Here is a 24,008-nt window from a genome sequence, read left to right on the forward strand (position 1 = left end):
CATAAGCACCTAAAAAAAAGAGGACTACGATCACCTTTCGGTATCATAGTCCTCTTTTTAAATATGCCTCATGGAGCCGGCTAGACAGGTTCCTCAACTTCAAAAATGGAATCAATAATGATCGGAAGATTATCCCTTACAGAAACAGCACCCAATACAGAACGAGCATGAACACCCTTGTCTCCGAACACCTCAAGCATTAAATCTGAACAACCATTAAGCACTTTATGATGTTCTTCAAAAAGGGGATCTGCATTAACGAAGCCTTGAATTTTGACTACTCTTTTCACTTTGTCCAAAGAACCTAAAGCTGTCTTCAGGACGGCAAGGATTTCTATACCCGTTAAACGTGCAAAATGGTAGCCTTCCTCCATTATCAACAGCTTCAATAATTAAGTAAGATCATAGTTACTACTTAGCTTCAACCTCTGCTTCCCATCTCGATATCTCAGAGCGAACAATGGGTGCTACTTGGGTACCCAATAGCTCAATGGCTCTCATTACATCCTTATGAGGCATTGTGCCAAGCGGCACATGCAGCATAAATCGTGTGATGCCTACTTGCTTGCGCAGGTGAATGATTTTCTCAGCAACGGTCTCTGGGTCACCTACATACAAGGCACCTTCAAATCTACGCGCCGCATCATAGCTTGCACGGGTGTATTGACCCCATCCGCGTTCCCGGCCAATAACATTCATACTAGCTTGTGTAGAAGGGAAGAACATATCGGCAGCCTGCTGATTGTCCTCTGCAATGAAGCCGTGCGAGTGCGAAGCAACGGGCAGCTTCGATACATCATGTCCCGCTTGCGCTGCAGCCTTCTTATAGAGCTTCACGAGCGGAGCAAACTGTAGCGGACTGCCGCCAATGATAGCCAGCACAAGCGGTAATCCTAGTAGACCTGCACGAATTACGGATTCTGTATTTCCTCCGCTGCCAATCCATACTGGCAATGGATTCTGCACGGGACGCGGATAAATCCCCAGATTATTAATGGCAGGACGGTGCACGCCGCTCCAGGTTATTTTTTCGGATTCCCGTATTTTGAGCAGCAAGTCCAGCTTCTCATCGAACAGCTCATCATAATGATTCAAATCATACCCAAACAGCGGGAACGATTCAATAAAAGAACCCCGGCCTGCCATGATCTCTGCGCGTCCATTCGAGATTCCATCCAGGGTAGCGAAATCCTGAAACACACGTACGGGGTCATCAGAGGAAAGTACTGTAACCGCACTGGTTAGCCGAATCCGTGTCGTCTGTGAGGCCGCCGCAGCCAGTAAAACTGCTGGAGAAGACGCCGCATAATCTTTGCGATGATGTTCGCCCACGCCAAATATATCTAAACCCACCTGATCTGCAAGCACAATCTCCTCTACAACCTCGCGCAATCGCTGCGCATGACTTATCACTTCACCCGTCTGAACATCCGGTGTTGTTTCTACGAACGTGCTTATTCCTATTTCCACTTACAAATCCCCCTTAACTATAATTTCCTCTTTAAATTGTTTGTTTGATTATAACACAAGTTAAGGTTAAAAAAGCTAGTCATTCTGTCCAACCCTAGTTTCCCGGGAAACTCATCCTTAAAATTTGCAAAACCACGCTTACAAATAGAGGATTTTGAAGGAATATGTTGAAAGACTCTTAAACAAATAGCGGTTGTCGTAGAACAAATAATCATATGGCAACGAATAAAATTCAAGGTAACATGAAAGAACTGTTAACCGGGTGGGAGAAGGTGTCACTGAAATGAATATCATGACATGGATTGATTTGTTATTATTTTTTGTTTTGTTCGCTTTGTTCATCTACATATTTGCGTCTGTAACTATCACTAACCTACATAAAGCATACTTAGTTTTTCATTTTACTATGATGTTATGGCCCTTCTGCCAATTCGCTATCAAAACGACCGACGATCCCAAGTTTCAATTGTTTTATGTAAAGATCGCTTTTATCGACTCGGTTCTGTTAACGATTGGCTGGCTTCTGTTCACGGTACTACTCACCGGGAATTCACATCTTCTTCGAAAAAAGAACACATTGATCCTATACATTCTCGCAGCTTTGATCTTAGTAGGGGTGATCGCCAATCCAAACGGAAGTTTTGTTCTCCCTATGAACGGCGGATATATCGAAAGATATTATGGTCCGATTTTTTGGCTGCTTATTATCTTCTTAACCACCAGCGTAATGATTTCTCTGTATATCATCTATTCAGCGCTAGTCTCAAACACTACACAGCGGATCAAAAAACAAGTTGCTCATGTGCTCAAAGGGGTGCTGGTGCTAACGGTATTTATTTTATTGGATGTTTTTCTTAATGTGGTATTGCTTAAATCTGATCCAGTTATTCCAGGGCTGACCTCTCTGGGGATCTTAATCTCGGCAATCTTTTTCGTAATTGCTATCCATCGGGATAAAATATTTGATCTCGTAACCATCGCCCATCAGGATATCATTGACACCATTACAGAAGGAATTCTTGTACTGGATGATAGTGAGACTGTAGTAGAAATCAATCGCTCGCTTTTTCCAAAAATCCATCTGCAAATCGGTGCTCACTTTGACGTGTCGACCATCGCACCCATAGAGCAAACTTCCGGAGCTTTCGATTTATTCCTTCATACATACTTGAACCAGCCCATGGAGAGGACTGAGGTTGAACTATTCTACACCTCACTCGATGCATACATTAACATTACTGCGGCGCCGATTGTGGTAGGTGGAATCAGGGTTGGACGCATTCTCACTTTTCAGGACAGAAGCGAGCTGCATCGCCTCATAGCCGAGACCAATCACCAGAACGAGACCCTGCAAGAGCGTAATGCTGCATTAACTGAAATCCAGGATGAATTATCGCAGACTAACCAAAAACTTAAGCAGATGGCCATAACGGACAGCCTAACCGGTTGTTATAATCGTCATTACTTAACGTTGCACTTAGAGCATGAGATCATAGAAAATATGAAACTCAAGCAGCCTTTTGCTATCATCCTTCTGGATATCGACTTTTTCAAAATAGTGAATGATAATTACGGCCATTTAATCGGTGATGTCGTCATTTGCAGCACGGTAGAGGTAATTAAGAAAACGTTGAGGGAGACGGATGTTCTGGCGCGTTATGGCGGAGAAGAATTTATCATTTACTTACCAAATACAGATCAAACACAAGCAAATCACTTAGCAAAGCATATCAAATCTATAATAGAAGCTAATAAAGTACATGTAGAGGATGTTGCTCATTCCCTCTCGATTACTGTTAGTATGGGACTGCTGTCCATTAGTAATTTTGCAGCACAATATACAGAAAGCCTGACCAATCAACTAAATGATTTATTCGAATCAGTGGACAAAGCCTTATATCAAGCAAAAAATGCCGGACGAAATCAGATTGTTGAGATTAATAGATAACGTTTAAAATAAAGAATCAGCCTACTTCAGTTGAAGTTAAGCTGATTTTTATTTTTTAGATCTTTTTAACAAACTCGGACTTTAATTTCATAGCTCCAAAACCATCGATTTTGCAATCAATATCATGATCTCCGTCCACTAAACGGATGTTTTTCACCTTTGTTCCTATCTTCAGAACGGATGAGCTTCCTTTTACTTTAAGGTCTTTAATAATAGCTATAGCATCTCCATCATTTAAAATATTTCCGTTGGCATCTCTGACAACCTTGTTCTCTTCACTGCTTTCAGCCTCTGTGTCGAGGCTCCACTCATGCGCACATTCCGGGCAGACGAGCAAACTACCATCTTCATAAGTGTATTCTGAATTACATTTCGGGCAATTTGGCAAAGTTGACATCAAAGTGTCCTCCATTCGTTAATGTAAATCTAGTTGTGGTTCCAGTGCATAGCCTCAAAAGTATATTTCATATTTGGTAAGGTTTCCACTAGATATCAGCAGTAAGTTTGTCTAGATTTCGACAGCGGACAGTAATTCTCAAATATTGTCTTGTATATTTTTTCCTAATTCAATAAGATGGAAATGTCGAATTTTTATGTAAATACATAGGAGAGTGAGTAATGATAAGTCGCAGAAGTGTTGCATTCGCCATTATTTTGTCATTAATTACATGTGGGCTCTATACAATCTATTGGTTTATTGTTCTAACCAATGAGGTAGGCGAACTGAGTGGAGACTATACATTTACAGGAGGAAAACATTTCCTTCTAACGTTGGTTACGTGCGGGATCTGGAGCTTCATTTGGGCCTATCAGGTAGGTAAACATATTGCTGAAGCTCAAAGACAGCGCGGCCAATACCCGTCAGATAATTCAGTGCTTTATGTGATCCTGACACTCTTTGGCCTGGGTATTGTCACGTATGCCTTGGTACAATCCGATGTTAATAAACTGGTATAAGTTTACGATTTATAAAAGGACACACCCTAAACTATTTTGGGGTGTGTCCTTAAGTCTCGTCGGCGTAGTATATCTCAAAGCATGGATACCCTTAACCAATATTAGTATCCCTTGTCCATTTCATGAATGGACTGGATTGTATTGCCCCGGATGTGGAGTCACAAGAGTTATTCTTTCCTTGCTGAAGTTCGACGTTATTCAAGCGTTTAGATTTAACCCGTTGCTGTTTATTTTAGCACCTCTGTATATGTTGTATTGGATTACTAATAAGAAGCAAATCCGGCCTCTTAGCCAGGCAATTATGGCTATAATGTTGATTCTGACCGTTACATTTGGAATACTGAGGAATCTCCCGCTGTTTGAATATTTGGCCCCGACAGTAATTCGTTAACAGCAACAATTATTACAAAATAGCCTGCAGTCGCACAATTGCTTGGGCCCGATCAACCACTTCTAATTTGCTGTAAAGATTGCTAATATAATTGCGCGCCGTACCTTCCGCAATATGTAATGTATCGGCGATTTCACGGTTGTTCAGTCCCCGGATAATGAGCTGTGCCAGCTCCTCTTCCCGTTCTGTCAGACTGATACGATCCAGACCCGATCTTTGCCAGTGTTCATAGTCCTCTGTTAACCTGTTCATCCTCGATGCCAGTTTGGCTGCTACCGGAGCTGGCAGAATAAATTGCCCGGATAACGTATCATGAATCGAAGCGATCATTTTATCTGCATCCATGTCCTTCAGCATATAACCGCTTGCTCCGTAGGCCATTCCCTCTACAATATAATCAGTCTCTATAAAAGTAGTCAGAATCAGAATGAAGATGTTCGGCCGAATCTGCTTTATTCGTTTCAAGGCGCTAAGGCCATCCATAACTGGCATTTGAATATCGAGCAGCACCAGATCAGGCTGGAGTGCCTCAACCATCTCGCAAGCTTCTTCTCCATTCTTGGCAGCACCAACCACTTCCATATCATCTTCCAGATCCAAAATGGTGCGAAGTCCTTCCCGCGTCAACAATTGATCATCGGCAATTACAATTTTTATTTTACTCATGTTCTATCCACAACCCTTCGCATGGGCAGATCAATCTCCAGTAAACAGCCTTCATCCATTTCTGAATCGATGGATAAGCTGCCTCCCAGCTGCTCAACCCGTTCCTTCATCGTCCTAAGTCCAAATCCCATCACGATTGGACTCATCCCTAGCCCACAATCCTTGAGTCTAAACTGCAAGTTCGCTCCAACAGACTCCAGACTAAAATGGAACTCCACACTCTTCCCATGTCTGATCCCATTAGTTAAGCCCTCCTGCAAAGCATGATAGATTGCCTTTTTATAGGCTGTTGACATGGCTTCCGGCAGATCATAAATAACTGCATGAACAACAACGCCTGCATTGCGTTCTGTATCTCGAATCAACTGCTTCAGCATCACGGTTAGATCAGAATACCTGTCCTCTTTCAGCATATGGACAGAGCCGCGGATTTCATTCAAGCTATGCCGCACAAGATCCTGGGCCTCAGCCAGACGCTGAAAGCCGCTGTCTATCTCCTTCTTCTGAAGCAGCCGCTTGCCAGCTTCAATCTGCAGAATCGTCGATGTCAGGGTATGCCCGACAATATCATGAATCTCTTGGGCAATACGATTGCGTTCCTCAAAAACAGTAGCTTCGGCCAAAGCCGCAGATGTTTCACGCATCGAACGCTCCAGGCTACGAGTTCTTTCTACCACCTGATCCTCCAGATTTTTTTTGAGATATTGGATTCCCGAATACAGCTTGGCATTAGCGATTGAGATTGCGCATTGTGAACCAAGCAGCTTGAGCACATCGAGTCTGCTTGGAGTAAATACACCCGGCGATAGATTATTCTCCAAATAGAGCAGGCAAACCAATTTATTCTGATTCATGATGGGGAGACATAAAACCGATTTCAGTCTATTATTCCTAACGTAAGTATTACGTGTAAATATTCCTTCACTGAGTGCATCATGTAATACAACCTGTTCTTGTGTTCTTGCCGCGTAAGCTATAATCGCTGCCGGGACCAACCCCGATTCTTCCCCAAGTGGAACAGATTCGATATGCTGGGCTTCTGAGGTCCCATAAGCTTCCACCATCCATTTGCCGTCATGATCAAAAATAACAGCCCCATATTCTGCCCCAGCATTGTGGAGCATAATTCGCATCAGCGTGGCCAATAATCGGCTCATCTCCATTTCGCCGGATAATGCTTGGGCAGACATTACCACAGAAAGGGAATCCACACGATCGAGCCCGGGCTCTCGTTTAATATGCAGCAAATGGCGATGCTGCTGCTCCAGGTCAGCCGCTTTAGCCTTTGCGCCCCATTGCAGATAAGCCTCATAGGCCTCAGTCATATAGATTCTTGCCAGATGCATTTTGCCATGACGAAGCCCGTATTTACCATAACATTCCGCTGCCATCGCTAAATCGTGAATATGACCGTGGATCCGAGCGTTCTCAATGGATTGCTCATACAATGCTTCAGCTTGGCGGGGATCTCGCGATAGACGAGTTAACTCAGCCTTCATTAAGAGATATTTATGCTGATAATTCCCCGGACAACGCCTGGCAAGCTTTTTCATTTTCTTCAAGCATTTACGCATTTTTGCCCGATATGTACGTTGCTCTTCAGCGTTATATTCCTCATACAACTGAGCCCAGACTAAACATTCATACATGATCTGCATGGGACTGTCTAGGCCATCTTCGCGTGATTTTATAATGGCCGCTGATTTGGCTAATGCCTCACTGGCTTCTCGGTATTCCCCAAATACATAGCCCGTCAAATATTGATAGATCCAGACCATTTCTTGTATAAAATCAAAGGTGTCCCCATGAACCGACTGTGCAAAAGCAGGCTCGCTAATCTCCGCGATGGGAAAGGGATCATCTATAGAGCGATAACCTGTCAAGCGAACAAGAATGGCCGCTGCTACAATAGCCTGCTTACAATGAAGACTGTTGTTATGGCGCAGCAAATCACCGGAATGAGTAATTAATCGCTCATAGATATCGCCGAGAGGATGACCAAATTGCAAAAGGGAGGCACAGTTGATCAGCACATTCTGGTTGCCCTTCCATAAGTCACCTGATTCCAGTCCCACTTTACCAGCCTTCTCGGTAAATGTATGGAGCATAGCAGGATCATAATGCCGCCAGCTATCGTAGCACATGGCGAACGCGGCTAAGGTTGTCATGTGCTGTTTCGGATAGGGTTCGGATAAGCTGAACGCCAGCATGGCCCATTTGAATGTCTCTTCATCATTACGGAAGTAATAATATTGAAACATTGCATAACCTATGAATCCAATGGAAGCCTCCGGAGTCATCCCATAATCAAGCGTTAATTCAATCATGGTGAAGGAAGAAGCAAGCCACCCTTCTCGATTGACGTAGAAGCAAGCATTGCTTGAATGATCTAAAGTAGACATTGCGATTCTACGTGCTTCATCAGTCATTGGAGGTAAAAGAGTAAGCGATTCGAGTGAGACCTTCTTGAGTCTATGCCGCAATCGTAACCATTGAAGCGTCAATTGAGCATAACCAGGATCAAATTGATGCTTCACTTTCAGTAACGATAAGGTATGCTGGCCTAAGGAGATCACCTCTTCATGGTTATCATTACTTGCTTCCAACTGCACCTTCATTACGTAGACGTAAGCCTTATCCATATTTGTCGTAGCTTTATCAATCAACAGATGGAATAATTCATTAGCCGTATCAAAATGGGAACATAAATATTCGAGCTCCGCCCTCTCACGGAATACCCGGAAGGTCAGCCCATAATGCGCCTCCCAGCTCTGCTCCTCTAATAATGACGTTGCCTGAAGCATATATTGCAAGGCTGTCTCATGTGCGGTTGTTTGCTTCGCTTTTATCCCTGCCTGTAAGTTCAGCTCTACTAGTTGAAGCCTCTCTTCAGGGCGGTCTAACCATGTAAGTGCCTGATTCAAATGATGGACAGCTTCAAATAGTGTCGTTCCTTCACTTAGCGGGCTGCGGCCTAGCAATAAAAGACCAATCCTCCAATGCAGCTCGGAACGCTCCTCTTCGGAAATAAAAGTATATGCTGCCTGATGAATGCGGTTGTGCTGGAACTTATAATGCGGATATTCCTCCCCGTTAACGGGCTGCAACAAGCGCCCATGTACAGCAACCGCCAACGCATCGTTCAATGTCTCTATCGGTGTCTCCGTAATATCAGCAAGTGTACGTAAATCAAATAGGCTGCCTATAAATGCGGCTCTGCTAAGTGCATATACCGTCTGTTCAGGAAATTGCTGCAATTTACTTGAAAGGTATGAAGCTACGTTATCGGGTACATTCAATTCAGTAATACGCTGGAGATCCCATTTCCAGCTTCGAATATTCTCATCAAATTCCACTCGCTGATCATCTATCAAATCTTGAAGGAATTGCTTAATAAATAACGGGTTTCCATCTGTCTTATGAAGCAGCACGCGCGCCAGCTCGTCCAAGTCAGCTGCCTCGTAACGCATAACATCAAGTAGCAGTTGTTTTAAATCGGTGAGTTCAAGCGCTTGTAAAGAAATTCTGCTCATCGCTACGTTGCGGTCAATCAGATGTTTTTCCAGCCTACTGAGCGGGTGCAGCCTTGTAATCTCCCGATTGCGATAGGAAAGCACGATTAGCAGATGAGTCGTTGCTGTATCCTCTATAAGCGAAGTGAGATATTGCAGCGACGTATCATCAGCCCATTGCAAATTATCCAATACCAAGATCAAAGGATGATCCTCATGAGGAAAGAGTTGAATAAATCGGCTCATGATTAATTGAAAGCGATGCTGAGCTTCCAGCGGTGGCAGTGGAGGCACGGAGGGTTGAGGGCCAATCAAGAGTTCAAGCTTAGGAACAAAATCGATCAGCAACTGACCGTAATTGTCCACTGCTTGTAGAATACGCAGCCTCCAAACCTCCACCTGCAACTTTGTTTCCATCAGCAGCTGACTAACCAACTCTTCTATGACTTGATGCCAGATGCCATAAGGGAGTGAGGTATGTCGGGATTCGAATTTGCCTCTGGCGAAGAAACCATCCAAAGAGACTGTATTTGTAAGGGTCTCCTTCAGAAAGGTTGTTTTGCCGATACCACTCTCCCCGCTAATCCAAAACGTCTCTACGGCACCTTGTGATGCTCGTTGCAGTGCTTCTCTTAAGCTTTGTTGCTCAAGATGTCTTCCATAGAAGCGTCCTGATACCATCCAGCGCTCTGGGATATCCCAGCTTCCTAGTGGAAAAGGCTCAATATGTCCGGATTCTTCTAGACGGGATAGACATTCCTCAAGATCCGATTTAATACCAAACGCGCTGGCATACCTCGCTTCAGGCATTTTCTCCATGCATTTACCAACAATATCAGAGACCGATAGAGGGATAGTGGGGAACCTGCGGTGCAGAGGCTCAGGTGTATCTGCAAGATGACGATATACAATATCAACAACATCATGCAGCTCAAAGGGGCGGCTGCCCGAGAGACATTCATACAGGATGATCCCCAGCGAATAAAAGTCAGAACGGTAATCCGGTTTGACTCCGGTTCGTCCCGTTTGTTCTGGAGCTATATAAGGAAGCAGAACATCGGGCCGGCCGCCTAACGGTGACAAAGGACTCGTGGTGTTTTCGGTAGAACACATTCTTATATCAATAAATTTCACTTCAAAAGTAATGGGATTGACGATTAGATGAGCGGGGGTTAGTTCATTTAGTGTTATTTTTTCACGATGAATTTGCATAAGACAATCAGCAATAGCTGTAGCGATTCGAATTAGCGCTGGAAGACCCAGTGAATTAACAGGCATACGCAGGATCTGCCCAAGGGTACTCCCCTCTATATCTTTTAAGAGAAGGACTGGTCGGTCCGCCATAATTTCCAAACTGTACGGCTCTATTGCACCACGACCGCAAAGTCGCTTAAGCATGTCATACTCATGACGAAAAGCATCGACCATGGCAGCTCCCGGATATTCTCCTATTGTTGTCTTAGCGATAACTCTTAGGCCGTCCCCTTGACGTAGGAGTCTGTATAACCTGATATCTGCGGTATTATCTATCAGATCTAAGGTTTGGTATCCTGGCAATTCAAACATCAACAGCACTCCCTAATTACAATTAGACAGAATACTCAATCTCACAAAGTAGTTAAAGCCATTATAACATCTGATCTTGCCGTTCTACTCATAAGACATTTCATATTTCGTTAATCCTATCGCGTTCGCGCACAATGCCGCCTGTGTCCGGTCAGTAACCTGCAGCTTCGCTAAAATCTGACTGACATGCTTCTTCACCGTAAATTCACTGATAAAAAGACGTGTGGCAATCACTCTATTGCAAGCACCTTGTCCAAGCTGAATCAGGACTTCCTTCTCTTTTGGTGTCAATTCATCTGTTGGACTGCTGGCGCTCATTCGCATCTTTTCTTCCATTAGACCAGGATCATAGTATTTTCTCCCTTTGTACACCAACTGGATAGCAAACAGTAATTCCTCCGGCAGTGCCTCTTTCAGAACATATCCGTCTACCAGTACTTCTTCAGCCCTCAAAAAATCCTCTCTGCTCGCAGAGGAAGTCAACAGTATGAATTTACTAACAATGCCGCGGGTACGTGCTATCTTAATGACATCCAGTCCTGATTCATCAGCAAGTTTAAGATCAATGAGGACAATGTCTGGCTTTGTCTCTTCAATCACATCAAGTGCTTCCGGACCATTCGTAGCTTCACCGGCAAATTGCATATCCGATTGCATTGCAATGACAGATGCCAGCCCTCTTCTAACTAAAGGATGATCATCTACAATGATGATTTTCACAGAAACAGCTCCCTCTAAACCGCATACATTATTTACTTCTTTGTATAAAAAGCTTCAATTGGAGTATTCATTTAAATTTGGCGCATTTCTGATTAAGTATAGTTAAAAGACTACACCGCTTATAGTGAGCGTTGTCATTTCTTTTGTCATATGACAAAATGGATATTTTTACATAAAACGCCTTCATTTAAAAACTGGCGAACCATGGTTATAGAGACCACAATCCGCCTGCTTTCTTGGGAATTTAATTATTATCAATAAAAGAAATGATTTGCACGAGATTACCTGCGACTTGGTAAGTTAACCCCAGCATGTAAGTTCCTTTCTCCTCGTTCGATAGGTCAATAGTGAACGCATCCGGATTAGCAGCCCATTCCTTCATATCAAACACAATTTCTTTAGATGTTCTAGTGTTTCTTACCCCAGCCGAATTAGGGATCACTTTGCTGCCATCGAGCCCTTTCACCAGATTGGCCACTTCAACCACAGGTCCCTTAAATTCTCCTACCTCTACCATTTGTGGGTCGGCCAATAAGCTCGTTAGTTTAGTTAATCCTTGTAATGGGGAGAAATCTGTAATTTCATTTCCAGTAATATCAAGTGTCTCTAGGTTCTTCGCGTACTGCAAACCTTCCAAGGATCTGGCTCTTCTGGTTTCGCTAGTTAACGTTGTAAGGTTATACATATCACCTAATGTTAATTCTCCAGTTACGCCCAATGTAGTCTTGATCGAAGCACTTAAATACGGATCCGCCACAGTAATCACTTGCGTAAGATCTATTTGGACCAAACCTTCGGTTGCTTGTTGCAACGCTGCTACAGCTTCGTCTACTTCACTTTGCGTAACAGAAGAGTTAGCCAACACTGTCTCTGCTATCGAGAGGCTGGACATAAATGCCGCGATGCTCTCAGGTGTGAAGCCTTCTAGAGAAATTGCTTTAGCCGCTGCAATCGCCTGTGCGAGATCTCTAGTGAATAAGTGATCTCCATTCGCAAAATGTAGTTTGGCTCCACCCCATGTAGCATGGTCAGATCCGTTGCCATTTCCCCCGTCTGTGACGACTAATTTCAGTTCTTTTGCTTCATTAATATCCAATTCGATGAATTTCTGCGGATCTCTCGAACCCATGACCCCACTATCAAATTTCTTCTCTCCATCGACAAACACCTCAAAGCTCACCGAACCAACAGAACCGTACATTTGTCTATCTACACCTACATAGGAAGTGAAATAGTCCGCGTTTTTGTCGCTTAGATTGTATACAATCGTCGAGTTAGAGTGCGCTCCAATTCCTCTTTCATAGGACACTACCTGATTGTTCTCATCTGTTAATCTCAGCGTATTTGCACTAATAGATTTATCCTTCAAAGGTGCAGTATAGCTGTTCTGAGTAGAATTCCAGTCGTAATCCGTCAGGTACGTAAAGTCCGTCATGTCTACTACGGCTATAGTTCTAATCTTCGTGGTCTTATTTCCATCACTATCTGTTACTGTGTAAGTGATTGGATACTTTCCGGCCCGGTTGAATTTAACTTGCTCTTGGCCTGTGACCTTCACTTGAGCCGTCAAGTCACCGTCTTCCGAATCCATTGCCGAATAGCTTTCACTGATATCAATCGCTTGGCCCACTTTGGTTGAGACAGATTTAGGTATGGTAAGCTCTGGTGTATTGTTCAAGATCATAAACTTCGCATCAGCAAAATCACCGTGATCTGAAGCATTTCCGTTACCTGCATTATCTAACACCAGCTTCAATTCACTTACATCCTTAACAGGTATCCGCGCAAGCTTGGCTTCTGTACCAAATTTCATCAGTCCGCTGTTATAAACCTCTGCCCCATCGGCAAAGATTTTGAAAATTACACTGGAGTTGCTTTGCTCAGGGATATTTCTATCAACCCCTACATACGTTTCAAAATATTCATAGTTTGCACCTGCCAGATTATACACGATTTCAGAGCTGGCATGGGTTCCTAAGCCCTTAGCGAACTCTTTGACCTCGCCATTTACCAGCAGCTTAATCGGATTGTTAGAGCTAGCCTTATCTTTTCGAACCACATTATAATCCGTTTTTGCCGATTGCCAATCTATATCACTCAGGTCTTTACTAGCGCTGTATACAACAATCTTTCTGGCCTGCACAGCGGAGTTCCCATCTGAGTCTGTAACTGAAAACTCGACGTTGTAAGTCCCTGTTTTGCTTGATGTGAATCCATTTGAATGCACTTCAACGGCTCCAATTAAGTTACCATCTTCCGTATCAAAAGCTGTTACATCGCTCAACACATCAAATTCGCTGTTCAGCTTAACGAAGGTTGTCTCTTCCGGTACTGTAATGGTAGGTTTGCTTGAATTATTCGAGAACTTCGCATCCGCCCATACCGTATGGTCTGAAGCATTGCCATCCTTAGCATCTGTTGTAACCAGCTTCACCTCTCTTGCGCCAGTCACAGGGATTTTCACAAATTGATGTTCTGTTCCTGCCCGGAAAACATCACTCTCAAATTTCTGTTCTCCATCCACATACACTGCAAAAGTAGCCGAGGAAGGTTTCCCTTTCATGGCTTGATCAATCCCAATGTAGCTTTCAAAGAAGTCGTAACCCTTACCTTCAATATCGTAAACTACCTCAGAGTTGGCATGAACACCAATCCCTTTCGCGTACGTCGCAGCCAACCCTTGGCGAACAAGGGTTATGATTCCTCCGGAAACGGCTTTATCTTTCTTTAATTCACCCCAGCCTACAACGACTGACTTGGCATTGAGATCGGAAATATAGGCGTAGTCGCTCGTTACCGTAACCTGTGTGGTTTTCGTTTCCGTAACCCCTTCGCTTTTCACTTCATATACAATTTCGTAGTTGCCTTTTTGCGTTACATCAACGTTATTGGCTTTCAGAGAGACATCTGCAGTAATATCGTTTCCTAGATAGTTAGCCGCTTTTACATAGCTCATCGGATCAAAGGTTTGATTAAGCTTTAAAGTGAGCTGATCTTCAACAGACAAGGCTGGCTTAAAGGCTTTAACCTGTACGGGCTTCAGTGGGTTTAGCTTTTTATCATAACCGACGATCTTGTACGTATAGTTGATACTCGCATCTACATTCTGATCCACAAATTGGTCAGTTCCTGTAAAACCAACTAACACATCATTTCTATACACTTCATATCCTAAAAAGTCTTGCTTAAGCTCTTTATCTATACTGAAACTTAACGTGTTCGTTCTAGCCGTGGTGTTAGGTGTGATATTAACCTTAATGGCCAGATTTTTATCCGCTATTCCAGTTCCCTCATAATTAATCACCGAGTTATTTAAATACCATAACTTTTGCGGTACCGGATACTTGGCTACTTTCGCTTTTGTCTCAGGATTCACAGTGAAGCCATGTCTGGCAAAATAGCTGCTTAAGTCTAATCCCTGTACTTCGGAGGAGAACTCCACCAAATACTGCTGCTTGGAATTGTCACCGTTGGTAAGGGTGACCTTCCGCTCCCGATATAGCTTGGTTAGCTCTGTCCAGTATCCCGGATGTGCCAGCTCCAGCTGCCAATAGGCTCCGAGTTGTGCAAATAAGCCCTGCTGATTCATAACCACTTTATTTTCTTCGAGGACATATTTATAGATATCTGATTCATACGGTATACGATTATCTATCGAATTCGCTGCGACAGACATAAACATAGACACCATATTATTAGTTACTTCGCCATATTCCCGTTCACCCATAGCCAAGCGATGCCCAATTTCGTGATTCAGTCCCCAGCCCGGATAGGCTTTATTAAAATCACCTAACATGGTTCCTACTGTTCCAAGTTGGATCCCTGTATGATCTCCCGCTGCATACATCGCACCATAAGGCTGCATCAAGCGAATATTCTCACGAATTAGCTTGGCATCATGAATCTCACTACTGCCATCCAAGCCATAGAAGGCAAAAATACTCTTCATCCAGGTGTCATACCCAGTTACGGTGTCCAGCGGGTTATTTCCTTGCGTAATATATTTGTTGTACGCCTCCGTCGCCGTTCCTGTGAAAATAACATGATCGCTAGACATTTCTACCACATCTATGAGTTTACGATCTTGAACATTTGGATGAGCCGCTTTATCTTCGTCCAGTCTTTGTTTGTATGTGATTAAGAAGGTTTTGAATTGTTCTGGATCCGTGGTCTTGGTCATAAAAGGAATCTTTTCTAAACCTTCGAAGCGGATCAATGGCGCTTTCCCTTGTTCCTCTGCTGTATAGGGATTTACGATATAAACGGTGCCGCCCTTAGTCACTTCATGTGCATAATAACTATTCATAGCAAATTCAGGAACGGTTATAATGTTCTTACCTGGACGCAATTGCACACCTCTAGCCCAAACATTCCAAGCGGCCTCTTGTTGAGAAAAGACTAAAGAAGGTAGCTTATCGTTAGAAGCTGCATCCACATAAACGTTGATCGTATCTCCAGGCATTGCAACGAGACCTGTAGGCTGGTTGTTCGTACCAAAACCAATTCTCAGGTTTTCCTGCGCATGCTTTTTCATATCTCCACGTTGTTCCGCCTCAATGATGGTGCCTTCGGTTTGAACTTCACCATTCACTAGCTTCTTAGCTAAATCCAAAGAATCTTTCAGGATTGGATAGAGCGGATGTACTTTTGCCGCTTCCTCTAGTGCATTGATTTTTGCAACGTTATTATAAGCAGGCACAACCGCACTCATCGTTCCATCTGTGAAAATACCATTTACAGCTTCGCTTACTTTATCTTCTGTATAAAATCTAAATTCAGCCGCAAAAGGTCTGTTGATATTAGCTTTTGTGAACTTAAATTTTAATCTTTTAAACTTCGTCGGTTCGAATTTAAATTCCAGAAAGTCATTGGTACTAATCGCGGTTCCGCTAGATACAAGTTGGAAGGTCTCTCCTTTACTCGTCTCTGATGCATAGATTTCAAAAGCCTCTGGGAATCCTTTGCGGTTATCTCTAGCCAAAAAAGCTACTCTGTCCAGCACTTCCGCTTGCGCTAGTTCAAACACAACTTCATTCGTGAAGCTTGCATCATTGTTTTTGTTCGTTTCCCAATGCGTAGTGGGCTGGTCATCCAGCATATATTCAGGCTTCGTACCTGAGTAGCTTCCACCGTTCACCGTTACTTTTGATACGTTTGCATTCGGCATTCTATAAGCTTGGCTATAGGCATTTTCATAGGCTGTTCCATACCCTTTTAGCTTCGAAACCTTGGCTGCCGTTGCCTCTACCTGATGGTTCTCCAAAAGGATCTTTGCATTCTCTATCTCTTCTTTAAACTGCGCATACAGTGGATGTGCCTGCACTTCATTCTCTAAAGCTGTTAATTTCTCTGTCGTATTAAAGGCAGCACTAACTTGGCTCAAGGTATCATCTGTAAATAAATTTTTCATTTTAGCAGAGACACTATCCTCTTTATAAAAAGAAAACTCAGCCGCACTCGCCCAATCTTGGTTCGCTTTTTTGAAGACAAATTTAAGTCTCTTAAAAGCCGTAGGTGCGAACTGAATCTCCACTACATCACCGGTTGAGCCTGTATACTCTCCAGAAGACACGAGCGTAAAATCACCCCCATCGGTAGTGGAACCATAGATCTCAAATTCTTGAGCAAAACCTTTACCTTTCGCACCGGATTGCCTAGCCGCGTATACCATTCTATTTAATTCAGTGGACTCATTGAAAACAAACACAACCTCATTCGTAAACGTTGAACTATTCGGTTTGCCAGTCTCCCAATGCGTGCTCATATCCCCATCCATAGCCTTAGCTATAGGCGAGCCTGAGTAGTTGCCACCGTTATTTGTGATGGATTTAATATTTGCTGGATTCATTCTAAAAACCTCATTATAGGCATTTAGAGCATCCTTGCCGTACAGCTCAAACGGAATAACCGAAGCGTTGCTTAATAAGTTAACCTTACTTTGCGCCACTGTTTTTGTTACATTTACCTTGCTTGCCTCACTTGCTAAAGCATAACCTGCCTCACACGAAAAACTGGCCAACATGGCCGCCGATGTAGCGATCGCAATCATTTTCTTCATCTCTTCTTACCCCCAGATGTCATATGAATCTCTCCAGTGCCCAAAAATGGGCACAAAAAAAACTACCCCAAAAGAGTAGCTTGATTGCGTATAAAGTCGCCTAAAAATTAAGACTTAATTTTTATTAAACCTTAACAAGCATAAACGCCTTCGGCGTCCTTATAAGGACGGTAAGCGTTTAAGCGAGAAATATAAGATATTAAGTATAGTTTTATAACTTATACTTTCTTATATTTTAACAAAAAGCGTTACACACTCTTTGGCAGCTGGCTGACAATAGTTATGATAACCTTAGTCCCTATAGCTTTGCGTCCCTACATTTCCATAGGTTTGCCTATGAAGTTTCGAATACATTCAAAGAGTAACATAAGCCTAGATCGGATCGCATGATTAATTGGTATGAAATGAGTATAGGTAATTGCAATTAGTTTTTCTTATGTGATAGATATTATTTATCGACTATCCCGGAAGAGAAGGGCATCCTTTAGGACTGTAGGTCTACTTAACTCTCCGATCCAAACAAACCCCGGAACCAATTCCACACATCGCCCGTGACGGGAATTAATCCGAAACCATGTTCGCCAACTGCGATTACACCATATGCCCATTGTCCGATAGCTATGGCACCCCCAGCGATCCTGCCTATCGCTATCGCACCAAACGCCGTATCCCCTATGGCGATGGCCCCCAACGCTTTTTCCGCGATTGCGATCGCTCCTACAGCCACGCCTGCAATCGCAATCGCTCCCACTGCGAAGCCAAGCCAGCTAAGTGCTATTGCTCCGATCGCTAACCACATTCCCAGTGATATTGCTCCTAAGGATAATACGCCCACGCTTATCGCACCTATGGAAATCAATCCGACAGCTACATCTCCAATAGCGATTAATCCAACGGCTGTCTTCACACGGGGTTTACCTCCACGACCATACGCTTGACCTGAGTATCGCCCTAGATTACTGCGAATACTGATGACCGGAAATGAGGGAGAAGGCCATTGATAATCAATCTCTCGTCCATCAAAGCCCCTAGAATCTGCCCAGCGCGTTACAAATTGATGCCATTTCATATCCATCCCGTCCCCCTTTTCAAATTACCTAAATTATACAACCCCGGGGGTTGGCTGTACTCAGACTCTGACCTGAAATTCATCTCATCCTCTGGACGGATATATACTCATTAGGATTACTGTTTGGGAATAGGATCAGGCTTTCCAAATAAATAACCCTGAAACAACTGATAACCACTCTGCTTAAGCCATTCAAAGTCCTCTCTAAACTCCACACCTTCTGCTAAAGGAACGGATTGGATTTCTAAAGCTTTTTCTAAAAATTGCTTTGCTATTTTCTGTTTGTTCAGATCGCTGGACACACCCTGAACATATTTCATATCCAGCTTCATGTAATGGGGTTTAAGCTCCAATAACATCTCGATCGTGCTGAAGCCCTCACCAACATCATCTAAAGCGTATTCAAATCCCCGATCCTTGTAATATGTCAAAATAGCTTTCAAATGAGCGAGATCATCCACTTTCTCCGTCTCAACAACTTCAAAGACAAAAAGAGAAGGATCGACGCCTAATTGATTGGCCAGTTCAACGGTTGATCTTAAGCAGAACTCTGGAGCGTAGATCGACGTTGGGATAAAATTAATAAACGTTTTTTTATTTAAGGGTGCAGCATATTTTACAGCCGTCATTCTACATAACCGGTCTAAAGCATATACACGCCCACGATTCCGTGCCGCCGCAAAAATCTCATTAGGATAGATAAGAGATCCGTCTTCTTTTTTAAATCTGGATAGGAGCTCGTATGCAAAAATCTCTTCCCTTACGTTCACAATCGGTTGGAAGTAGCAAGTAACAAGACCCTTAGTGATAACCTCATCAATCCACTCCATATCAAGTACAGTGGGTAATTCGGATAGAGGTCTCCATGTTTGGTCATCTATACGGAATTCAACCTGCTCCGACTCCATATGGTCATTACAGAAATCTAGAAAATCCCGCACCCCAGCCTCCTTAATTGTAATCACATTTTCTTCCACCTTATGTATCGTATTACTTCTACTCAAGTGATGAATAACCTCAGGTAAAACCCTAAGATTAAGCTCACCATGAGCCTTGATTTCAAAATTCAGCTCTCTTACTACACAATGATTACAAGCCACATTCATAACCCCTTTAATAATCGATTCTCTGAAATAGATCCCGGAACGGCTCTTCTCAATCGAAATCCGTATACTCCAGTAAATACGCCGGGTCTAACACGGTGATCTGCTGATGTTGAATCTCAATAATCTTTTGCTCTTGCAGATCTTTAAGCACAAGGGTAGCCGTCTCCCTTAACGTTCCGATCATATCACGCGCTCTCGCATCATGAAATTTCATTTCATATAATAACCGATTCGATAAAAATAAACGCTCCATTTGCAGCAGCATCAATTGATCCTTAATCAACGGGTAATCGGCAAGCATCTGCTTAAAAGGCTCATGTTTAATCTCAAATAATACAAGTATCATTCATAGCCACCGCAGACAGCACTCTTATATTGGAGGGATGGATCACTTCCATATCGCCATAATCCCCGAATAGATAATGTAGGCATGATCCACATTCCATAGTTTTGTACGCCAACATACTGATAATAAATCATCATCCTGTTATATTCTATCGTAACGTTGTCACATAGGCTTGATGCCAATACGATTTACAAAAGAGATCCATTCATGAAATTCCGAATTCCCTTTTACAGCTTGAACGATTAGAGAAACTGGATCTCAGATGGAATCACAGCTTGAAGGGAACAGACATTTTAGAGCAATTAGAGCAAAGAGGATGTATCGTTTATAAATAACAAAAAAAGCCTCCAATTAAAGAAGCTTTTCACTCAAATCCATAATATGCGTAACGCGATTTCTCCCCTGTTCTTTAGAAACGTAAAGCGCTTGATCAGCTTTTTCCAGAAGACTGATGTCTGTATCGGTTGCTTCAAAGGTAGCTATGCCAATGCTTACCGTAATGCTGCCAATCTCCCAAGTGGAGCTGGCTATGAATTGTCGTAAACTCTCAGCTATAGCCGTGGCATCCGATGAATCTGTATTAGGCAGCAGAAGGATAAACTCCTCACCACCATACCTAGCTACGATATCTTCTTTACGAGATTGGGACTTCAGGATACTCGCCAATTTCTCCAGGACATAATCACCCATCTGATGACCGTAGGTGTCATTCACATTTTTAAAGTGATCAATATCTAGAATACATAATGAAAAAGGCGCCTGATCACGTTGATACGCTGCAATCTGCTCTTCCAGCTTTTCTTGCAGGAACCTTCTATTCTTTAATCCAGTGAGTTTGTCTGTAGTAGATAGCTCTACTAAAACGGCATTCATCTCCAGTAATTCAGCTTGCTTTTGCTCGATTTCCAGGTGGATTTGTTTGAGCTTTGCCAGCGCCTGATCTTTTTCCCAATACGCCTCTTCTATTTGCTTCTTCGCAGATCGTAACTCTAGCTCATAATCAATACGTTTGCCCATCTGTACGAGAATACAATCAATGACCTCTACACCTTCACACTCAAGGCGTCTGCCATTTAACAAGTAAGGCACGGCTTGCCCCTTGCTGTCCTTCAAATTGATAAATAGCTCTTCTACATGTCCATTCAGATTGATAAAAGGATAGAAGTATGAATGAAAAATAAGCTTGTTGGCCGTAGACATGATAGATTCAAAATGTTTATTCACCAAATCAACCTGTTGATATCCCATCCCATCCAAAAAGGTTTGATTCACATCGAGGATCATTCCTTCATGGGTAATGGAAACATATCCGCATGGCGCATATTTTAACCGGTCATCCATTGTCTAAATATCCTTTCAACACCATAATCTTCTCCATCTCACCCAAGATACTCATTAATCAAAGTAATGGTCTCCTGCGGATGGCTAATATGTGGATAATGGCCCTTGGCCTCCATTAACCGGAACGTACTATTATTCATGTGTCTATGTAAATATTCTCCTACTTCTATAGGAACGATACTATCATCCGAGCATTGCAATATGAGTGTAGGCACTGTCGCTTTAGGCAGATCTTCTCGATGATCCGAAAAAAATGTAACTTCCGCAAATTCTCTAGCGATAATAGGGTCGGCCGAAATAAAGCTTCGTTCCAGCTGTTTAGTCAACATTGGGTCAGGATTATTCATCGCAAGTGGAGCCATAAAGCTAGCCCAGCCCGCGAAATTCATCTCCATCATATCCAGAAGCTCAGTAATATCACTTTTTTCGAAGCCCCCGAAATAAGCATCTCCCTCATTTAAATAACGTGGGGAAGGTCCGATCATAATCATTTTATTAAAATAATCCGGCCGCTCGATTGAAGCAAGCAAACCGATCATAGAGCTAATAGAATGGCCTATAAAAATAAGATCCTTGAGTTCAAATGTTTCGATAACATCTAGTACATCCTGTACATAACCATGGAGAGTATGATATTTATCCGATGTATATGCGCTTAAATCTGAATGGCCTGAGCCTACATAATCAAATAGAACGATTCGATACTTTTTCTCAAATGACGGCGTGATAAACTGCCACATGCTTTGATCACACCCAAATCCATGCGCAAAAAGGATAGTTTTTTCTCCTGCTCCAATGACTTTTACATGATTCCGCACCATAACATCGTTCATTTCATATAACTCCTCTATAGTTAGCATTCTCTCTATTTTGCAGGGTTCCCCTGGAAATATCAAGCGTAGAAAAAACTCCGCTAGATTAATCTCTAGCGGAGTTTTATGTAGCCTCCCGTTTGGGTCATCATTTGGCAAAATGGTAGCGTGCTGGGGCACCCCTGCGTTCAATCCGATAACATTTTGCCCCAAAAGATTGGTTAGCGGACCCAGAAGACCTTAAATGCGCCATTATTCCACATTTGAATTGCTATCGGACTCCACTGCAGCTATTGGCGCGAAAACACAAAATATGGGCCGATTTATATGAAATAGCGTCTCTGGAGTCCGAATCCCTTCTCAAAAGGCTGAAAATTTGCGAATAACGTCATCTGGGTCCGTAAGACTCCTTGGATAAACTGTTGAGGCAGAGGTAGACAACCAACATTTAGAATGCAGAAGTCCAACCCGCATCAGCAGCGATGATAGCTCCGTTTACAAAACTGGAATCATCCGAAGCCAGGAATAACGCAACTTGTGCGATTTCTTCAGGTGTACCTACACGAGGGATCACAGCCTGTGTTAATTGCGTACGGCTCACGCCGAATTCATTTATATTTTTCATTGAAGCACTGATGTTTGTGGCAGTAGCTCCTGGTGCGATAGCATTACAACGAATCCCTTTGTTGGCATACATAAAAGCTGTGTTTTTCGTCAAGCCTACTACAGCATGTTTAGAGGCAGTATAAGTTGCTCCCGCATGGGCACCACTTACCCCACCTGTAGAAGCGGTATTAACGATAACCCCTTTTCCTTTTTCCAGAAAAATAGGCAGTGCTTTACGAGTGGACCGCATTACACTTTTGGTATTGATATCAAAGATAAGATCCCATCGTTCATCTGTAATATCACCAACTGGCTCAAAGCCATCCATAATCCCTGCGTTATTCACTAAAATATCTAGCGTGCCATATTCTTTTACAGCGGTATCAATCATGCTATCAATATCTCCAACCAGGGCAACATTTACTTTCAGTGCCTTAGCTACTCCACCGTTACTATTGATGCCTGCGGCTACTTGTTCAGCACCTTCTAGGTTCAGATCGGCTACAATCACTTTTGCCCCTTCTTTAGCGTACAACTCTGCGATAGATTTCCCCATACCCGATGCCGCCCCAGTAACCACTGCAACTCTGTCTCGAAGTTTCATGTTGGAAGTCTCCTTTACGTTTATCTATAATGTAAATATCAATATATAAAATCTCTTTAACGCTTAAAATTTATACTACTCAAGTTTAATCCTCTAAAATTTAACTATCAATATACAAATGAGACACCAAATGTTCATAAATATATATAACGTGGGATTCTGTTCAAATAGGATTAGAAAATAGACAGTTAGGTGGTCTTCTGTTGCTTAAAAATAATCGGAGAACTAGCAAATCGCGTAAAGAGCTTAAAAACGCATTGATATTACTCATGGAAAAAAAGAATTTCCGCACCATTACGATAACCGATATCGTTACCCTTGCCGATTTAAACCGCGGAACCTTCTATAAACATTATCAAACCAAAGAAGAACTTCTAAATGAGCTAATTGATGATGTGTTGGAGGATTTAATTAAGGCTTATAAAGAACCCTATCTTCATACCGATAAATTTATAGTTAGTGAGCTGACCACCTCGAGCATCAAGATTTTTGAACATGTGGTCTCTTACTCTAATTTTTATACCATCATTATAAATTCCAATGTTCTGCCAGGGTTCCAAAATAGGATTTGCGACCTCTTAAAGGAGCTCACCAAGCGGGACTTAGTCGCAGTTAATAACACTAATACCAATGTAAATATAGAATTGTTTTCCAGTTATACCGCCTATGCTCTATTTGGATTAATCATAGAGTGGGTAAAAGGCGGATTTAAATATACAGCTAACCATATGGCAGAGCAGCTGATTGAAATTCTGTCTTTTAATTCACATAATGTGATCATCAACACTTCAAATCAACCGATTAAACAGAATTCCATCCCTGTTAACGGCGACTAA

At 42.7% G+C, this 24,008-nt stretch carries 16 protein-coding genes, 1 pseudogene and 1 riboswitch; of the genes and pseudogenes, 4 read left to right on the forward strand and 13 right to left on the reverse strand.

The features are described from left to right. Window positions 1-80: 80 nt before the first annotated feature. Window positions 81-371 (reverse strand): annotated as a pseudogene (locus tag NSQ91_RS31055) (RidA family protein); the annotation flags it as partial. A 40-nt stretch (window positions 372-411) separates the two neighbouring features. Further along, a complete protein-coding gene (locus tag NSQ91_RS31060; RefSeq protein WP_076278251.1) occupies window positions 412-1,470 on the reverse strand; it encodes an LLM class flavin-dependent oxidoreductase in 1,059 nt (352 codons plus the stop codon). 283 nt (window positions 1,471-1,753) lie between these two features. Between NSQ91_RS31060 and NSQ91_RS31065 the strand changes: the two genes are divergently transcribed. Beyond that, the gene (locus NSQ91_RS31065; protein WP_076303542.1) at window positions 1,754-3,418 is read left to right on the forward strand and encodes a histidine kinase N-terminal 7TM domain-containing diguanylate cyclase; all 1,665 of its coding nucleotides are present in this window, start codon (window positions 1,754-1,756) and stop codon (window positions 3,416-3,418) included. A gap of 55 nt (window positions 3,419-3,473) precedes the next feature. On the opposite strand, the gene NSQ91_RS31070 is transcribed toward NSQ91_RS31065, so the two are convergent. Continuing rightward, complete coding sequence (locus NSQ91_RS31070) at window positions 3,474-3,815, reverse strand: zinc ribbon domain-containing protein YjdM (protein WP_076303541.1); 342 nt, start codon at window positions 3,813-3,815, stop codon at window positions 3,474-3,476. Between the two features lie 221 nt (window positions 3,816-4,036). Here NSQ91_RS31070 and NSQ91_RS31075 point away from each other — a divergent pair, with 221 nt between their 5' ends. Continuing rightward, window positions 4,037-4,375, forward strand: a complete 339-nt coding sequence (locus NSQ91_RS31075) for a DUF4234 domain-containing protein (protein ID WP_051491231.1) — start codon at window positions 4,037-4,039, stop codon at window positions 4,373-4,375. Beyond that, window positions 4,356-4,766, forward strand: a complete 411-nt coding sequence (locus NSQ91_RS31080; protein WP_076124149.1) for a DUF2752 domain-containing protein — start codon at window positions 4,356-4,358, stop codon at window positions 4,764-4,766. Before NSQ91_RS31075 ends, NSQ91_RS31080 begins: the two co-directional genes overlap by 20 nt. Window positions 4,767-4,778: 12 nt before the next feature. Here the strand turns inward: NSQ91_RS31080 and NSQ91_RS31085 are convergent, their stop codons facing one another. The 10 genes from NSQ91_RS31085 to NSQ91_RS31130 all read right to left on the reverse strand — a co-directional run bounded on the left by NSQ91_RS31085 (window position 4,779) and on the right by NSQ91_RS31130 (window position 23,172). Next, the gene (locus NSQ91_RS31085; protein WP_036682266.1) at window positions 4,779-5,432 is read right to left on the reverse strand and encodes a response regulator transcription factor; all 654 of its coding nucleotides are present in this window, start codon (window positions 5,430-5,432) and stop codon (window positions 4,779-4,781) included. Continuing rightward, the gene (locus tag NSQ91_RS31090; protein ID WP_076303540.1) at window positions 5,429-10,510 is read right to left on the reverse strand and encodes an AAA family ATPase; all 5,082 of its coding nucleotides are present in this window, start codon (window positions 10,508-10,510) and stop codon (window positions 5,429-5,431) included. The genes NSQ91_RS31085 and NSQ91_RS31090 overlap by 4 nt, the downstream gene beginning before the upstream one ends. Before the next feature lie 84 nt (window positions 10,511-10,594). Continuing rightward, the gene (locus NSQ91_RS31095; RefSeq protein WP_076124152.1) at window positions 10,595-11,230 is read right to left on the reverse strand and encodes a response regulator; all 636 of its coding nucleotides are present in this window, start codon (window positions 11,228-11,230) and stop codon (window positions 10,595-10,597) included. A 244-nt stretch (window positions 11,231-11,474) separates the two neighbouring features. Then, window positions 11,475-17,288: an NPCBM/NEW2 domain-containing protein gene (locus NSQ91_RS31100; RefSeq protein WP_340921252.1), complete on the reverse strand. Its 5,814-nt coding sequence runs from the start codon at window positions 17,286-17,288 to the stop codon at window positions 11,475-11,477. A gap of 258 nt (window positions 17,289-17,546) precedes the next feature. Further along, a riboswitch (cyclic di-GMP riboswitch) is annotated at window positions 17,547-17,633 on the reverse strand. Window positions 17,634-17,790: 157 nt separating this feature from the next. Then, window positions 17,791-18,363 (reverse strand): hypothetical protein, encoded by a 573-nt coding sequence (locus NSQ91_RS31105; protein WP_254847724.1) that lies wholly within the window; start codon window positions 18,361-18,363, stop codon window positions 17,791-17,793. A 110-nt stretch (window positions 18,364-18,473) separates the two neighbouring features. Beyond that, window positions 18,474-19,322 (reverse strand): EAL domain-containing protein, encoded by an 849-nt coding sequence (locus NSQ91_RS31110; RefSeq protein ID WP_305953673.1) that lies wholly within the window; start codon window positions 19,320-19,322, stop codon window positions 18,474-18,476. Window positions 19,323-19,512: 190 nt separating this feature from the next. Continuing rightward, on the reverse strand, window positions 19,513-19,809 hold the full coding sequence (locus tag NSQ91_RS31115) for a helix-turn-helix domain-containing protein (protein ID WP_076303537.1): 297 nt from the start codon (window positions 19,807-19,809) through the stop codon (window positions 19,513-19,515). Between the two features lie 351 nt (window positions 19,810-20,160). Then, window positions 20,161-21,150 (reverse strand): sensor domain-containing diguanylate cyclase, encoded by a 990-nt coding sequence (locus NSQ91_RS31120; RefSeq protein ID WP_076303536.1) that lies wholly within the window; start codon window positions 21,148-21,150, stop codon window positions 20,161-20,163. A 38-nt stretch (window positions 21,151-21,188) separates the two neighbouring features. Further along, a complete protein-coding gene (locus NSQ91_RS31125; protein ID WP_076181841.1) occupies window positions 21,189-21,983 on the reverse strand; it encodes an alpha/beta fold hydrolase in 795 nt (264 codons plus the stop codon). Between the two features lie 427 nt (window positions 21,984-22,410). After that, window positions 22,411-23,172: an SDR family oxidoreductase gene (locus tag NSQ91_RS31130; RefSeq protein WP_076278246.1), complete on the reverse strand. Its 762-nt coding sequence runs from the start codon at window positions 23,170-23,172 to the stop codon at window positions 22,411-22,413. A 203-nt stretch (window positions 23,173-23,375) separates the two neighbouring features. On the opposite strand from NSQ91_RS31130, the gene NSQ91_RS31135 reads away from it, so the two are divergent. Continuing rightward, on the forward strand, window positions 23,376-24,008 hold the full coding sequence (locus tag NSQ91_RS31135; protein ID WP_254847725.1) for a TetR/AcrR family transcriptional regulator: 633 nt from the start codon (window positions 23,376-23,378) through the stop codon (window positions 24,006-24,008).

Source organism: Paenibacillus sp. FSL R7-0048 (assembly GCF_038004505.1).
GTDB classification, from domain to species: Bacteria; Bacillota; Bacilli; order Paenibacillales; family Paenibacillaceae; genus Paenibacillus_AQ; species Paenibacillus_AQ odorifer.